At 51.4% G+C, this 14,340-nt stretch carries 17 protein-coding genes; 10 read left to right on the forward strand and 7 right to left on the reverse strand.

Annotation, left to right across the window (positions count from 1 at the left end):
- The first annotated feature begins 7 nt into the window (after window positions 1–7).
- From tsaB to rnd, 4 genes are all read left to right on the forward strand, one after another.
- Window positions 8–703, forward strand: coding sequence for a tRNA (adenosine(37)-N6)-threonylcarbamoyltransferase complex dimerization subunit type 1 TsaB (tsaB, locus tag N7E69_RS19080; protein WP_001221017.1), 696 nt, complete (start codon window positions 8–10; stop codon window positions 701–703).
- Between the two features lie 71 nt (window positions 704–774).
- A complete protein-coding gene (locus N7E69_RS19085; protein ID WP_000290594.1) occupies window positions 775–1,356 on the forward strand; it encodes a Slp family lipoprotein in 582 nt (193 codons plus the stop codon).
- Between the two features lie 204 nt (window positions 1,357–1,560).
- The gene (gene fadD / locus N7E69_RS19090) at window positions 1,561–3,246 is read left to right on the forward strand and encodes a long-chain-fatty-acid--CoA ligase FadD (RefSeq protein ID WP_000758418.1); all 1,686 of its coding nucleotides are present in this window, start codon (window positions 1,561–1,563) and stop codon (window positions 3,244–3,246) included.
- A 72-nt stretch (window positions 3,247–3,318) separates the two neighbouring features.
- Entirely contained in the window at window positions 3,319–4,446 is a 1,128-nt protein-coding gene (gene rnd, locus N7E69_RS19095; RefSeq protein WP_001109122.1) for a ribonuclease D, read from the forward strand.
- A 121-nt stretch (window positions 4,447–4,567) separates the two neighbouring features.
- On the opposite strand, the gene minE is transcribed toward rnd, so the two are convergent.
- Genes minE through minC form a run of 3 tightly spaced genes read right to left on the reverse strand, consistent with a single transcriptional unit; the run spans window position 4,568 to window position 6,381 of the window.
- Entirely contained in the window at window positions 4,568–4,834 is a 267-nt protein-coding gene (gene minE, locus N7E69_RS19100; RefSeq protein ID WP_001185666.1) for a cell division topological specificity factor MinE, read from the reverse strand.
- Window positions 4,835–4,837: 3 nt separating this feature from the next.
- Window positions 4,838–5,650: a septum site-determining protein MinD gene (minD, locus tag N7E69_RS19105; RefSeq protein WP_000101047.1), complete on the reverse strand. Its 813-nt coding sequence runs from the start codon at window positions 5,648–5,650 to the stop codon at window positions 4,838–4,840.
- A gap of 23 nt (window positions 5,651–5,673) precedes the next feature.
- Window positions 5,674–6,381 (reverse strand): septum site-determining protein MinC, encoded by a 708-nt coding sequence (minC, locus tag N7E69_RS19110; RefSeq protein WP_000072527.1) that lies wholly within the window; start codon window positions 6,379–6,381, stop codon window positions 5,674–5,676.
- 125 nt (window positions 6,382–6,506) lie between these two features.
- Between minC and N7E69_RS19115 the strand changes: the two genes are divergently transcribed.
- The 5 genes from N7E69_RS19115 to N7E69_RS19135 all read left to right on the forward strand — a co-directional run bounded on the left by N7E69_RS19115 (window position 6,507) and on the right by N7E69_RS19135 (window position 8,902).
- The gene (locus tag N7E69_RS19115; protein WP_001525604.1) at window positions 6,507–6,800 is read left to right on the forward strand and encodes a YcgL domain-containing protein; all 294 of its coding nucleotides are present in this window, start codon (window positions 6,507–6,509) and stop codon (window positions 6,798–6,800) included.
- A 49-nt stretch (window positions 6,801–6,849) separates the two neighbouring features.
- Entirely contained in the window at window positions 6,850–7,509 is a 660-nt protein-coding gene (locus N7E69_RS19120; RefSeq protein ID WP_001519895.1) for a fumarylacetoacetate hydrolase family protein, read from the forward strand.
- Window positions 7,510–7,601: 92 nt separating this feature from the next.
- On the forward strand, window positions 7,602–8,048 hold the full coding sequence (locus N7E69_RS19125) for a YcgN family cysteine cluster protein (RefSeq protein WP_001285703.1): 447 nt from the start codon (window positions 7,602–7,604) through the stop codon (window positions 8,046–8,048).
- Between the two features lie 351 nt (window positions 8,049–8,399).
- Window positions 8,400–8,537: a hypothetical protein gene (locus tag N7E69_RS19130; RefSeq protein ID WP_001574247.1), complete on the forward strand. Its 138-nt coding sequence runs from the start codon at window positions 8,400–8,402 to the stop codon at window positions 8,535–8,537.
- Window positions 8,538–8,728: 191 nt separating this feature from the next.
- Window positions 8,729–8,902, forward strand: coding sequence for a GnsA/GnsB family addiction module toxin (locus N7E69_RS19135; RefSeq protein WP_001083582.1), 174 nt, complete (start codon window positions 8,729–8,731; stop codon window positions 8,900–8,902).
- 71 nt (window positions 8,903–8,973) lie between these two features.
- On the opposite strand, the gene N7E69_RS19140 is transcribed toward N7E69_RS19135, so the two are convergent.
- The 3 genes from N7E69_RS19140 to nhaB form a co-directional block, all read right to left on the reverse strand.
- Complete coding sequence (locus N7E69_RS19140) at window positions 8,974–9,315, reverse strand: DUF1971 domain-containing protein (protein WP_000018967.1); 342 nt, start codon at window positions 9,313–9,315, stop codon at window positions 8,974–8,976.
- Between the two features lie 108 nt (window positions 9,316–9,423).
- Window positions 9,424–9,954: a disulfide bond formation protein DsbB gene (dsbB, locus tag N7E69_RS19145; protein WP_000943475.1), complete on the reverse strand. Its 531-nt coding sequence runs from the start codon at window positions 9,952–9,954 to the stop codon at window positions 9,424–9,426.
- A gap of 141 nt (window positions 9,955–10,095) precedes the next feature.
- Window positions 10,096–11,640, reverse strand: coding sequence for a Na(+)/H(+) antiporter NhaB (gene nhaB, locus N7E69_RS19150; protein ID WP_000406438.1), 1,545 nt, complete (start codon window positions 11,638–11,640; stop codon window positions 10,096–10,098).
- Window positions 11,641–11,859: 219 nt separating this feature from the next.
- On the opposite strand from nhaB, the gene fadR reads away from it, so the two are divergent.
- Window positions 11,860–12,579 (forward strand): fatty acid metabolism transcriptional regulator FadR, encoded by a 720-nt coding sequence (gene fadR / locus N7E69_RS19155; RefSeq protein WP_000234826.1) that lies wholly within the window; start codon window positions 11,860–11,862, stop codon window positions 12,577–12,579.
- Window positions 12,580–12,625: 46 nt separating this feature from the next.
- Here the strand turns inward: fadR and N7E69_RS19160 are convergent, their stop codons facing one another.
- Window positions 12,626–14,158 carry a SpoVR family protein gene (locus tag N7E69_RS19160; protein ID WP_001240763.1) on the reverse strand — a complete coding sequence of 511 codons (1,533 nt, stop codon included), beginning with the start codon at window positions 14,156–14,158 and terminating at the stop codon, window positions 12,626–12,628.
- Window positions 14,159–14,340 lie beyond the last annotated feature (182 nt).

Here is a 14,340-nt window from a genome sequence, read left to right on the forward strand (position 1 = left end):
AAACCTCATGCGAATTCTGGCTATCGATACCGCCACAGAGGCCTGTTCTGTCGCCCTGTGGAACAACGGTACTATCAATGCTCACTTTGAGCTTTGTCCACGAGAACACACTCAACGTATCCTGCCCATGGTGCAGGAGATTCTGGCCGCCAGCGGCGTCTCGCTCAATGAGATAGATGCGCTGGCGTTTGGGCGCGGTCCGGGCAGCTTTACCGGCGTGCGTATCGGCATTGGGATTGCGCAAGGGCTGGCGTTAGGGGCAAATCTGCCGATGATCGGTGTTTCGACGCTTGCCACGATGGCGCAGGGCGCGTGGCGTAAAACCGGCGCGACCCGCGTACTCGCCGCGATTGACGCGCGGATGGGCGAAGTGTACTGGGCGGAATACCAGCGTGATGCGCAGGGCGTCTGGCAGGGCGAAGAGACGGAAGCGGTGCTGAAACCGGAACGGGTCGGTGAGCGGTTGAAACAGCTTTCCGGCGAGTGGGCGACGGTAGGAACGGGTTGGTCCGCATGGCCCGATCTGGCGAAGGAGTGCGGCCTGACGCTTCATGATGGGGAGGTGTCGCTCCCGGCAGCGGAAGATATGTTGCCCATCGCCAGTCAAAAGCTGGCGGCAGGAGAGACCGTTGCCGTGGAACATGCCGAGCCGGTTTATTTGCGTAACGAAGTGGCGTGGAAGAAACTTCCCGGCAAAGAATGACTCTCACTACTATTACCCCCCATACTTTATGCTGTGGGGTGGAATAGAGGTCGAGAAAAAGGAGTCGCATCATGGCGGTTCAAAAACGGTTAATAAAAGGGGCGCTGGCGTGCGCTTTTGCGCTTATGCTGAGCGGTTGCGTGACTATCCCGGATGCCATTAAAGGTTCGAGTCCGACGCCGCAGCAGGATTTGGTGCGGGTGATGAATGCGCCGCAGCTCTATATCGGGCAAGAGGCGCGTTTTGGCGGCAAAGTTGTGGCGGTACAAAATCAGCAGGGAAAAACCCGGCTTGAAATCGCGACCGTACCGCTCGACAGCGGCGCGCGTCCTGTTCTGGGCGAAGCCTCGCGCGGCAGAATTTTTGCCGATGTGAACGGTTTTCTGGACCCGGTGGACTTCCGTGGCCAGTTAGTTACCGTTGTCGGCCCGATAACCGGCACGGTTGACGGTAAAATCGGCAATACGCCGTATAAATTTATGCTGATGCAGGCTACCGGCTATAAACGCTGGCATCTTGTTCAGCAGGTCGTCATGCCTCCACAGCCGATCGATCCGTGGTTTTACGGCGGACGCGCCTGGCCTTATGGCTATGGCGGTTGGGGATGGTATAACCCTGGACCCGCAGAGGTTCAGACGATAGTAACAGAGTAACCCTTTGTTTTATCAATAAAAGAAACAGCGGCTGGTCCGCTGTTTCTGCATTCATAGAGACATAATAAAAATAAATAGTGACGCGCTTCGCAACCTTTCAGTTGCGTAATTAATAAACTGGTACGCTGAGTTAGTATAATGTTAACGACTTGTTTATTAACTGGGGTTGTGATGACGACGAACACTCATTTTAGAGGTGATGCATTGAAGAAGGTTTGGCTTAACCGTTATCCTGCTGATGTTCCGGCGGAGATCAACCCTGACCGTTATCAATCCCTGGTTGAACTGTTTGAACATGCGGCGACGCGCTATGCCGATCAGCCTGCGTTCGTCAATATGGGGGAGGTAATGACCTTCCGTAAATTAGAAGAACGTAGTCGGGCATTTGCGGCTTATTTACAACAAGGGCTGGGACTCAAAAAAGGCGACCGTGTGGCGCTGATGATGCCAAACCTGTTGCAGTATCCTGTCGCGCTATTTGGTATTTTACGCGCTGGCATGATTGTGGTGAACGTTAACCCGCTGTACACGCCGCGCGAACTTGAGCATCAGCTTAACGATAGCGGCGCGGCGGCAATCATTATTGTTTCTAACTTTGCCCATACGCTGGAAAAAGTAGTCGAGAAAACGTCGGTACAGCACGTTATTCTGACGCGGATGGGCGACCAGCTTTCTACCGCCAAAGGTACGGTTGTTAACTTTGTCGTGAAATACATCAAGCGTCTGGTGCCAAAATACCACTTGCCAGATGCGATCTCGTTTCGCAGCGCGCTACAGCATGGCTACCGTATGCAGTATGTCAAACCCGAGGTTGTCGCTGAAGATCTGGCTTTCCTGCAATATACCGGCGGTACGACGGGCGTGGCGAAAGGCGCGATGTTGACCCACCGCAATATGCTGGCGAATCTGGAGCAGGTGAAAGCGACCTATGGGCCGCTGCTGCACCCGGGGAAAGAGCTGGTAGTGACCGCGCTGCCGCTGTATCACATTTTTGCCTTAACCATGAACTGTCTGCTTTTTATCGAGCTGGGTGGGCAAAACCTGCTGATTACCAATCCGCGTGATATCCCCGGCCTGGTCAAGGAGCTGGCGAAATATCCATTTACGGCGATGACTGGCGTTAATACGCTATTCAACGCCCTGCTCAATAATAAAGAGTTTCAACAGCTGGATTTTTCTTCGCTGCATCTGTCAGCCGGCGGCGGGATGCCGGTGCAAAACGTCGTTGCGGAACGTTGGGTAAAGCTGACCGGGCAATACCTGCTGGAAGGCTACGGGCTGACCGAGTGCGCCCCGCTGGTGAGCGTCAACCCGCATGATATTGATTATCACAGCGGCAGTATCGGCCTGCCTGTACCGTCAACAGAAGCCAAACTGGTGGATGACGATGATAACGAAGTCGCGCCGGGTGAGGCCGGAGAGCTTTGCGTGAAAGGCCCTCAGGTTATGCTGGGATACTGGCAGCGTCCTGACGCGACGGATGAAATCATTAAAGATGGTTGGCTGCATACGGGCGATATTGCGGTTATGGATGAAGATGGCTTTCTGCGGATTGTCGATCGTAAGAAAGATATGATTCTGGTTTCTGGTTTCAACGTTTATCCAAACGAAATTGAAGATGTGGTGATGCAGCATTCTGGCGTGCAGGAAGTCGCGGCGGTTGGCGTGCCTTCCGGTAGTAGCGGCGAAGCGGTGAAGCTTTTTGTGGTTAAGAAAGATCCGGCATTGACTGACGATGCGTTGATCACCTTCTGCCGTCGCCATCTGACCGGATATAAGGTGCCCAAACAGGTAGAGTTTCGCGAGGAATTACCAAAATCTAACGTTGGGAAAATTTTACGACGAGAACTGCGTGACGAAGCTCGTGGCAAAGTAGACAATAAAGCCTGAGCGTTAAGTCAGCTAACGAGAGACGCCGGTTAAGCCGGCGTTTTTTTTGGCGCGAACCAAAGAGAACACGATTTGAATTACCAAATGATTGAAACGGACGATGCGCTGGCGAGCCTGTGTGAGGCTGTCCGCGCATGTCCGGCTATTGCTTTAGATACGGAATTTGTCCGTACCCGCACCTATTACCCGCAGTTAGGATTGATCCAGTTATTTGACGGGGCAAATGTCGCCCTGATCGATCCGCTCGGCATCAGCGACTGGTCGCCGTTAAAAGCGGTGTTGCGCGATACGGGAATCACCAAATTTCTGCACGCGGGTAGCGAAGATCTGGAAGTATTTCTGAATGCGTTTGGCGAACTGCCGGAGCCCCTGATTGATACGCAAATTCTGGCGGCGTTTTGCGGGCGTCCGCTGTCGTGGGGGTTTGCGGCGATGGTAGAAGAGTATACGGGCGTGGCGCTGGATAAAAGCGAGTCTCGTACCGACTGGTTAGCCCGGCCTTTAAGCGAACGTCAGTGTGAATACGCGGCGGCGGATGTCTGGTATCTGTTACCGATCGCCAAAAAGCTGATGATTGAAACTGAAGCCGCAGGATGGCTGCCTGCCGCGCTTGATGAATGCCGATTGATGCAGCAGCGTCGTCAGGAGATTCAGGCGCCGGAAGAAGCATGGCGGGATATCACCAATGCCTGGCAACTGCGTACTCGCCAGTTAGCCTGTCTGCAACTTTTAGCTGACTGGCGGATACGTAAGGCGCGTGAGCGCGATATGGCGGTGAACTTTGTTGTGCGTGAAGAAAACCTGTGGGCGGTCGCGCGTTATATGCCGGGCAGTCTCGGTGAGCTGGATAGCCTGGGGCTTTCCGGCAGCGAGATTCGTTTTCACGGCAAGACGTTGATATCGCTGGTGGCGAAAGCACAGGCGTTACCGGAAGAGGCATTGCCGGAACCCCTGTTGAATCTGATGGACATGCCGGGCTATCGCAAAGCGTTTAAGGCCATCAAAGCGCAGGTGGCGGAGGTGAGCGCGTCGCATCACGTCAGCGGCGAGCTACTGGCATCGCGTCGGCAGATTAATCAGTTGCTTAACTGGCACTGGAAATTAAAACCGCAAAATGGGCAACCGGAATTGATTTCCGGCTGGCGCGCCGAACTGATGGCGGAGAAGTTAACTCTTCTGTTGCAGGAGTATCCGCGTTAACGGCGGTAATTGCCGGGAAAACGGCCAGTGAAATAAATGTCCGTATTCGGAATAATGTAAAAAAATAAAAAAGGCAGATTCTTCTGCCTTTTTTAATCCAGGAATTTTCCCATAAAAGAGCTTATTTTGACTCTTCGGCTTCCGGCAGCGTTACGTTAAGTTCAAGGATGGAGATATCACCATCTTTTTGCTCAAGCTGGACGGTAACCATTTCCGGATCGATTTGTACGTATTTACAAATGACCTCAAGAATATCTTTACGTAACTGCGGTAAATAATGCGGTTCGGCATCGCTACGGCGACGTTCCGCGACAATGATTTGCAACCGCTCTTTTGCAATATTAGCGGTACTCTTTTTCCGCGAGAGAAAAAAATCCAGTAATGCCATAATTTATCCTCCGAACAGGCGTTTGAGGAAACCTTTCTTCTCTTCTTCAATGAAGCGGAAAGGACGTTCTTCTCCCAACAGACGATCTACGGTATCTGCATAGGCTTTACCCGCATCCGCAGTGGCGTCAAGAATCACCGGTTCACCCTGGTTAGATGCGCGCAGTACGGATTGATCTTCCGGGATCACCCCGACGAGTTTAATACGCAGAATCTCCAGTACATCTTCCATGCTGAGCATGTCGCCTTTATTGACGCGGCCTGGATTGTAGCGCGTCAACAGGAGATGTTCTTTAATCGGTTCTTCGCCATTTTCTGCGCGACGAGATTTCGATGCCAGAATACCCAGAATACGGTCCGAGTCACGGACAGAAGAGACTTCCGGGTTAGTCGTGATGATCGCTTCATCGGCAAAATAGAGCGCCATCAGCGCCCCGGTTTCGATACCCGCCGGCGAGTCGCAAACGATGAACTCAAAGTCCATCGCTTTCAGTGAGTCCAGTACCTTAGCGACGCCTTCGCGCGTTAGCGCGTCTTTATCCCGGGTCTGCGACGCCGGAAGAATGAAGAGATTTTCAGTACGCTTATCTTTGATCAGCGCCTGATTCAGTGTCGCATCGCCCTGAATGACGTTTACAAAATCGTAAACGACACGACGTTCGCACCCCATAATCAGATCGAGGTTACGCAGTCCGATATCAAAATCAATGACGACAGTTTTCTTTCCCTTCTGGGCCAAACCTGTAGCGATGGCCGCGCTGGAGGTGGTCTTGCCAACGCCCCCTTTACCCGAAGTAACAACAATAATGCGTGCCATAAAAATTCCTTGTTAAAAAGGGATCAATTCAACGGTTGAACTGTCAAAGCGTTGTCTGCTAAACGCAGGCGCGCCGCTTTGCCATAAAATTCTGCCGGGATTTTATCACTCAGCCAGTAAACACCTGCGATAGAGACCAGTTCTGCCGTCAGATGGGTACAAAAAATTTGCGCTTCCCGATCGCCGCTCGCTCCTGCCAGCGCGCGACCTCTCATCATGCCATAGACATGGATATTGCCGTCAGCGATAAGCTCTGCGCCAGCGCTGACGTGACTTGTAACAATCAGATCACATTGTGGAGCATAAATGCGCTGACCGGAGCGAACCGGAACATCAATTAATCGCGTTTTTGTGATGGGATTGGCGTTTTGCGGCGGTTCGCTGGGCGTTGCCGGCTCAACGGGCGCAGGCCGAACTGCTTTCTCTTTACCTTCAGTCAGTAAAGGAAGACCCATCCGATCGATTTCTACTTTCAGGCTGGCGTCTTTACAGCCGCTCACGCCGATAATGCGTAAGCCGGTTGAGGTCACGATCTTATGCAGTTCCGGCCAGTTTACCGGGCTTTCAAGACCGCTAACGTTAATAACGACAGGGGCGTGTTTTAAAAACGCAGGAGCCTGCGCTATTTTGTCTTCTAACGCCTGACGAATAACCTCTGGTTCCGCTTCATGCAAATGAACCACTGATAAGGTGAAGCTACTGCCTTTAAGCTCGATTGGCGTGTTTGACATCCTGGCCTTACTCAATTTGCTATTTATCATCTCCGATACGGAGTGATATTCCGAAGTCCAGAAGGCATGTTATAGTCAGTATTATATTGAGGCAAGTCACCATCCCGTTAATTCAGAGTAAAAGTATGTTTTGTGTGATCTATAGAAGTAGCAAGCGCGATCAAACCTATTTGTATGTCGAAAAAAAAGACGATTTTTCGCGGGTGCCTGAAGCATTGATGAAAGGATTCGGTCAGCCGCAGTTAGCGATGATGCTGCCGCTTGATGGACGTAAAAAATTAGTCAATGCCGAGCTCGAAAAAGTAAAACAGGCGTTAAGCGAGCAGGGCTATTATTTACAATTGCCGCCGCCGCCGGAAGATTTGCTGAAACAACATCTTTCTTCGGTAGGACAAAATACGTCGCCCGCTGACCGTTAAACGGTATTCGGCGCCGCGCCTGAATTCCATCATGATCTTAGGGGAAAATATGTATCAACATCGTAACTGGCAAGGCGCCTTGCTTGATTACCCGGTAAGTAAAGTGGTCTGCGTGGGCAGTAATTACGCAAATCACATCAAGGAGATGGGCAGCGCGACGCCGGAAGAACCCGTGCTTTTTATCAAGCCGGAAACCGCATTGTGTGATATTCGCCAGCCGCTGGCGATTCCGGCGGATATGGGGGCTGTTCATCATGAAGTTGAGCTTGCTGTGCTGATTGGCGCAACGCTCCGCCAGGCGACCGAAGATCATGTACGTAAAGCGATAGCCGGTTATGGCGTGGCGCTTGATTTAACCCTGCGCGATATTCAAGGGAAAATGAAAAAGGCCGGACAGCCCTGGGAAAAAGCCAAAGGTTTTGATAACGCATGTCCGATTTCAGGCTTCATCCCTGTCGCGGCCTTCTGCGGCGATCCGCAAAATACGGTTATCGGACTTAACGTTAATGGCGAGGTTCGCCAGCAAGGGTCGACCGCGGATATGATTCATCCTATTGTGCCCCTTATCGCCTATATGAGCCGCTATTTTACGCTCAAAGCCGGGGACGTGGTGCTAACCGGCACGCCGGCAGGCGTGGGGCCATTATTAAGCGGCGATGAGCTGGACATTCGTTTTAATGGCGAAACGTTGTCTACCCGCGTTCTGTAAAATCTGCTTGCCGCCTTCAGCGGCGGTAAAACTTGCATCTGCAGGCCAGACTGGTTATAAGGTGCAGCTTTAGTGCAATGGCGGATACTTTAATGAGCGATACACCTTTCTGGCAACGTAAAACCCTGGATGAAATGACCGATGCCGAGTGGGAGTCGCTGTGCGATGGCTGCGGTCAATGCTGCCTGCATAAGCTGATGGATGAAGATACAGATGAAATCTACTTCACCAACGTGGCGTGCAGGCAATTAAATATCAAAACGTGCCAGTGCCGTCATTATGAGCGCCGTTTTGAATTTGAACCCGACTGTATCAAACTCACTCGCGAAAACTTGCCAGACTTTGAATGGTTGCCGATGACCTGCGCCTACCGTTTGTTGGCGGAAGGTAAGCCCTTGCCGACGTGGCATCCGCTGCTGACTGGATCGAAAGCTGCTATGCATGGCGAGCGAATTTCTGTCCGTCATATCGCGGTTAAAGAATCTGAAGTACGGGACTGGCAGGATCATATTTTAAATAAACCGTCGTGGGCAGAATAAGTCTTCGGCAAAACGGCTGATTGTTTACAATTCTTTAATTTACGCTGGGCGGCCCCTGAAGCCAGGAATTGCGTGCAAATTCCGTCACCTGGCGTTATCACTGCCTTCTCTTCTTCCCTGACGCGCCTTGTCGCTGCGCTCGCGCACGTATGGCGGCGACTCTATACTTTCAAAGCAGTATATCGCTGCCTATCCTGAGGAGTTACCCCATGAATAACCAACCGTTGCGCGTTTCAAAGGATCAGCCCAGGAAGCCTGATAAGACACCCGAAGACGAAGGAAAAAATCCAAAGAAAAACCAAAAGTAGTGCTGTAGGGTATCTTTAATAACTATGGTTCGTTGGAGGCTTTATGTCTGAACGTCCTGATTTAGTCGATCCATTACCAGAGGATGAGCCGCTTCCTGGTGAAAATATTCCGGATACACCAGAGGGAGACGATCCTCTCGACCCGGATACCAAGAATGAGGTTGAAGATCCTCGTAGATAGCGTCTTGTGCTATTAACCAACCGCCTGATGCACCGTCTGTGCCAGGCGGTTTTTTACATCTTCTAAAGCGAAACATCCTGATAATCCTCAGAAAGATAGCCTATAATTTTTTGTACGTTAAAATAGTAGCGCGTCCATGACGACACTGTCTTATTGCGCTTAGCCGTTTGCGAGTTCAAAGGAGGAAATCAATGAACAGCGAAGAGTTGACACATAAAGCAGAAGAGGAAATCGCGGCACTCATTAGCAAAAAGGTCGCCGAACTACGGAAGAAAACCGGGCAAGAGGTTTCCGAAATAGAGTTCGCGCCGCGAGAAACGATGAAAGGGCTTGAGGGATACCACGTTAAAATTAAACTACTCTAGCGTTTAATTAGCGCCATTAATCACCTGGCTACTGGGCGGGACGCCGCCCAGTGGTGACTGGTTTACCGATGTCAGGCTTTTTTCTGTTGATACATTTCCTCGCCCTGATGGTCTTCCTCTACCCAAAAATGAATGTTGAACCGCGCATCATCGCTCAGCTCTACCCGATGCCAGTATTGCGGCGGACTGGTGGCGAATTGCCCGGCATTAATCACCACTTTCACTTCGGGTTCTGTCGCGGTTTCATTCGCAAAGCCATAGTAGGTCACGGTGCCTTCCATCACGCAGAGTTGTCCGAAAACGCCTGCCGCTGTGTTGTGATGAGAGAGCAGTGCCGCCGGAACATTCTCTTTGGTGAAAAAGGGGGTAGAGCGTTTAACTTTCCAGTTTGCCGGGATGCGTAAGTGGGACATAAGACATCTCCCTGATGTGGTGATTAAAAGATGTATTTAATATACACCTTTTAATTACTGGCAAACAACGCTTCGGGCAAAAAAAACGCTCCCGAAGGAGCGTGTGTATCAACGACCGAACAGGTCGCGTTTTTTAGGCTTAAATGCCTGGGCTATGACGACGGCTATCGCCACCACAAGGTAAGCGGCAAAGATCCCCAACAGCCATTGCGGCATCTCCAGCGTTAAAAACGACCACTGGCGTTCGGCGCAATCACCGGATGCCACAAACACCTGCGGCAGCCATTTACCCAACGGCAACCAGTCTGGAAAGCGCGCCATAAAGTCACAGGTCATGAACGGCGAGGGATGCAACTGAATCATCGTATGTTCATACGCCAGTTGTAGACCCCGCCATGCGCTGTAAATCCAGATAACCATGGCCACGTATCGCAGCGGTGTTTTCGGCGCTATAGCGCCGACCAGACCCGCGCCCATCACGCCAAACAGGGCGCAACGTTCGTAAATACATAGCACGCAAGGTTTAAGTAACATGACGTGCTGGAACCACAGCGCCACCATTTCCAGCGCCAGGGCGGTAAACGCCATCAGTAACCATGCGCCCCGACCCCGTGAGCACTGGTTTAAAAATCGCAACATAATAATTTCCCTGCAACATGCGTAGAGACCGCAGTGTAAACCAATTCAATTCGTGCGCCACTAGCGGGAAATGAAATAATGTGTAATTGGATAATTATCAGGCAAAAATCGGAGCCGGGCGGTGTATTGCCCGGCCAAACGTTACGAAAGCGTTGCTAACCATCCTGCCTGAGTCATCCATTCGGTGGCCGGCGCAAGAGTGAATTCGACGCACAGTAGCCCTATCAGGGTCAGTACGATAGTGTACGGTAACGCCATCCAGACCATACGGCCATAGGAGAGACGGATTAACGGCGCCAGCGCGGAGGTCAGCAGGAATAAGAATGCCGCCTGACCATTTGGCGTCGCTACCGATGGCAGGTTAGTACCGGTATTGATGGCCACGGCTAGCAGCTCAAACTGTTTTAAGCTGATTGCGCCGTTTTCCATTGCCGCCTTCGCTTCGTTGATATAAATGGTGCCGACAAAGACGTTATCTGAGATGGAAGACAACAGGCCGTTAAAGAGATAGAACAGCGTTAGCTGCGCGTGTTCAGAGGCTTGCAAGACGAACTGAATAATCGGCGCGAAAAGATGTTGATCGATAATAACCGCCACAATGGAGAAGAAAACGGTTAACAGCGCAGTAAACGGCAGCGACTCGGTAAACGCTTTGCCGATGGCGTGTTCATCGGTTACACCCGTTAACGCGGTGGCCAGAATAATGACCGACAGACCAATCAGTCCCACCTCCGCGAGATGGAGGGCGAGGGCGGTAACCAGCCAGACGCCAATAACCGCCTGGACTATTAGTTTAATTTTATCCTGGCGGGTGCGCTTCTTACGGCTTTGATCGTCGAATTGCTGTAAAACATCGCGGACTTTTTCGGGCAACGTTTCGCCATAGCCAAACCAGCGCATTTTCTCGACCAGCATACAGGTTAACAGTCCACATACCAGTACCGGGACGGTGACAGGCGACATCCGCAAAAAGAAGTCGCCGAAATGCCAGCCAGCCGCTTTAGCGATGATCAGGTTTTGCGGCTCCCCGACCATGGTCATGACGCCGCCCAGCGCCGTCCCCACGCCTGCATGCATCATCAGACTACGCAAGAATCCGCGGAATTGCTCCAGCACCGTTTTGTAATGCGGATCGATATGGCTGTCGTCCAGCATATCGTTCTCTTCGCCGCGCGATGAGGCCACACGATGGTAAATCCCGTAAAAACCGACGGCGACGCTGATCACCACCGCAACGACGGTAAGCGCGTCAAGGAAAGCCGACAAGAACGCGGCGGCGACGCAAAAGGCCAGCGACAGAACCATCTTCGAGCGGATACTGAGTAACAGACGGGTAAAAATAAACAGCAATAACTGCTTCATAAAGTAGATGCCTGCCACCATAAACATCAGCAGCAGCAAGACTTCCAGGTTGGCGGCAACCTCTTCACGTACATGGGCGGCGCTGGTCATACCGATGATAACGGCTTCAATGGCCAGTAACCCGCCGGGCAGCAGGGGGTAACACTTTAACGCCATCGCCAGAGTGAAGATAAACTCTGCCACCAGCAGCCAACCGGCAATAAAGGGATTAGCTAAGAAAATGAATGGGTTAACAATTAAAAAGACAAGTAGTGCCAGTTTGTACCAGTCGGGCGACTGGCCTAAAAAGTTGCGCCACATGGCGCGACCCCATGAGATCTCCATGAAATTTTTCCTTACCTAGAAAAATGAAATAGCGTTTTTATGTTTAAACACAGAGAGTAGCGAGCGCGACGAATGCAAGCAAGTCCTTAACGATATTGGCAGGCGATATCAGAAATGGTGCCTTGATCCCCTTTTTCTTCATTGCGTCCGCTATCAGGTGTTACGCCCGTCTGGTATGATGAGTGCAACTATGTTTTGCTGTGTAATGGAAATCTCACTATGGTCATTAAGGCGCAGAGCCCGGCGGGTTTCGCGGAAGAGTATATTATTGAAAGTATCTGGAATAACCGCTTTCCTCCTGGCACGATCTTACCGGCAGAACGAGAACTCTCCGAACTGATCGGCGTGACGCGCACGACATTACGCGAGGTGTTACAGCGGCTGGCGCGAGATGGCTGGCTGACCATTCAGCATGGCAAACCGACAAAGGTTAATAATTTTTGGGAAACGTCAGGGCTGAATATCCTTGAAACGCTGGCCCGCCTTGATCATGAAAGCGTTCCGCAACTGATCGACAATTTGTTGTCGGTGCGTACCAATATTTCTACTATCTTTATTCGTACCGCGTTGCGTCAACACCCGGATAAGGCGCAGGAAGTGCTGGCCACTGCCCACGAAGTGGCCGACCATGCCGATGCATTCGCCGATCTGGACTATAACATCTTTCGTGGTCTGGCATTCGCCTCCGGCAATCCTATTTACGGCTTGATCCTGAACGGCATGAAAGGGTTATACACCCGCATTGGTCGCCACTATTTCGCCAATCCGGAAGCGCGCAGTCTGGCACTGGGTTTCTATCATAAATTATCGTCGTTATGCGAGCAGGGCGCGCACGACCAGGTGTATGAAACGGTGCGACGTTACGGGCATGACAGCGGCGAGATTTGGCATCGGATGCAGAAAAATCTGCCCGGCGATTTAGCGATTCAGGGACGATAATCCCGCGATGCCCGGTAGGCGCAAACACTACCGGGCAGCATCTCGATTACAGCGTGTTCATGCGCGGCGGACAACGCTCCAGCAGTTCTACGCTGCCATCCTCATTTTGTTGCTCCAGCATCACATCAAAGCCCCATAACCGATGCACATGTTTCAGCACCTCTTTGCGGCCTTTATCCAGCGGTGCGCGGTTATGCGGGATATAACGCAACGTCAGCGATCTGTCGCCGCGTAAATCCACATTCCAGACCTGAATATTCGGCTCCAGGTTGCTCAGGTTATACTGTGACGACAGTTTTGATCGAATCTCCCGATAACCTTCTTCGTTATGAATGGCGGAGATCTCCAGATAATTATGCCTGTCATCATCAAGTACCGTGAAGAAACGGAAATCACGCATCACTTTTGGCGACAGGAACTGGCTGATAAAGCTTTCATCTTTAAAATCGCGCATGGCGAAGTGCAGCGTTTCCAGCCAGTCGGAACCGGCAATATCCGGAAACCAGTATTTATCTTCATCCGTGGGCGACTGACAAATACGTTTGATATCCTGGAACATGGCAAAGCCGAGCGCATAGGGGTTAATTCCGCTATACCAGGGGCTATTATAGGGCGGCTGAAATACGACATTGGTATGGCTGTGTAAAAACTCCAGCATAAAGCGTTCCGTCACTTTGCCTTCATCATACAGATGGTTCAGGATGGTGTAGTGCCAGAAGGTCGCCCAGCCCTCGTTCATGACCTGCGTCTGTTTCTGCGGATAAAAATACTGGCTGACTTTACGCACGATGCGCAGAATTTCGCGCTGCCACGGCTCGAGCAACGGGGCGTTTTTCTCCATAAAATAGAGCAGGTTTTCCTGCGGTTCAGCGGGAAAGCGGCGTGCTTCGGCGACAGTTTTTTCTTCCTCGCGTTTTGGCAGCGTGCGCCACAGCATATTCACCTGGCTTTGTAGATACTCTTCCCGGCTTTTTTGTCGCGCTTTCTCTTCCTGCAACGAGATTTTCTGCGGGCGCTTATAGCGATCGACGCCGTAATTCATCAGCGCGTGGCAGGAGTCGAGCAGTTTTTCTACTTCATCCACTCCGTAGCGTTCTTCACAGCGGGTAATGTAATTCCGGGCGAAAATCAGGTAGTCGACGATAGAGCTGGCATCCGTCCAGCTCCGGAAGAGATAATTATTTTTAAAAAAGGAGTTGTGGCCGTAACAGGCGTGCGCCATGACCAGCGCTTGCATGGTGATGGTGTTCTCTTCCATCAGGTAGGCAATGCAGGGATTAGAGTTGATCACAATTTCATAAGCCAGTCCTTGTTGACCATGCTTATACAGACGTTCCGTCTCAATGAACTTTTTGCCAAACGACCAGTGCGGATAGTTGATCGGCATCCCGACGCTGGAGTAGGCGTCCATCATCTGTTCGGAAGTGATGACTTCAATTTGGTGCGGGTAAGTATCCAGTTGGTAGAGCTTCGCCACGCGGTCTATCTCTGCCAGATAGACATCCAGCAGATCAAATGTCCAGTCGGGTCCATCGCTCAAACGTGTGGTGTCCTTGTTCATGGAATCAATCATTGCCATTCGCGCACCCTCATTGTTGGCGACGCTCTCTGTATGGAGCGCCTCCTTTCAAGCATAGAACACCATGTTAAAAAACGACTTGATCGTGAAAACTTTTCTTTGCGATTTCCTCCACATTGAACGGCAAAAAATCGGGTATTGGCATCATTTTATGCTGTATAGCCATGCCGCGTAGCAGGAGA

Origin of the sequence: Salmonella sp. 3C, assembly GCF_025426275.1 — a bacterium.
In the GTDB taxonomy this organism is placed as follows: Bacteria; Pseudomonadota; Gammaproteobacteria; order Enterobacterales; family Enterobacteriaceae; genus Salmonella; species Salmonella enterica.

Coding starts and splice junctions, on each gene's coding strand:
- N7E69_RS19085 (WP_000290594.1), top strand. CDS start 775: ATGGCGGTTCAAAAACGGTTAATAAAAGGGGCGCTGGCGTGCGCTTTT.
- minD (WP_000101047.1), bottom strand. CDS start 5,650: ATGGCACGCATTATTGTTGTTACTTCGGGTAAAGGGGGCGTTGGCAAG.
- fadR (WP_000234826.1), top strand. CDS start 11,860: ATGGTCATTAAGGCGCAGAGCCCGGCGGGTTTCGCGGAAGAGTATATT.
- tsaB (WP_001221017.1), top strand. CDS start 8: ATGCGAATTCTGGCTATCGATACCGCCACAGAGGCCTGTTCTGTCGCC.
- N7E69_RS19115 (WP_001525604.1), top strand. CDS start 6,507: ATGTTTTGTGTGATCTATAGAAGTAGCAAGCGCGATCAAACCTATTTG.
- N7E69_RS19135 (WP_001083582.1), top strand. CDS start 8,729: ATGAACAGCGAAGAGTTGACACATAAAGCAGAAGAGGAAATCGCGGCA.
- minE (WP_001185666.1), bottom strand. CDS start 4,834: ATGGCATTACTGGATTTTTTTCTCTCGCGGAAAAAGAGTACCGCTAAT.
- N7E69_RS19120 (WP_001519895.1), top strand. CDS start 6,850: ATGTATCAACATCGTAACTGGCAAGGCGCCTTGCTTGATTACCCGGTA.
- nhaB (WP_000406438.1), bottom strand. CDS start 11,640: ATGGAGATCTCATGGGGTCGCGCCATGTGGCGCAACTTTTTAGGCCAG.
- N7E69_RS19125 (WP_001285703.1), top strand. CDS start 7,602: ATGAGCGATACACCTTTCTGGCAACGTAAAACCCTGGATGAAATGACC.
- N7E69_RS19130 (WP_001574247.1), top strand. CDS start 8,400: ATGTCTGAACGTCCTGATTTAGTCGATCCATTACCAGAGGATGAGCCG.
- N7E69_RS19140 (WP_000018967.1), bottom strand. CDS start 9,315: ATGTCCCACTTACGCATCCCGGCAAACTGGAAAGTTAAACGCTCTACC.
- N7E69_RS19160 (WP_001240763.1), bottom strand. CDS start 14,158: ATGGCAATGATTGATTCCATGAACAAGGACACCACACGTTTGAGCGAT.
- minC (WP_000072527.1), bottom strand. CDS start 6,381: ATGTCAAACACGCCAATCGAGCTTAAAGGCAGTAGCTTCACCTTATCA.
- dsbB (WP_000943475.1), bottom strand. CDS start 9,954: ATGTTGCGATTTTTAAACCAGTGCTCACGGGGTCGGGGCGCATGGTTA.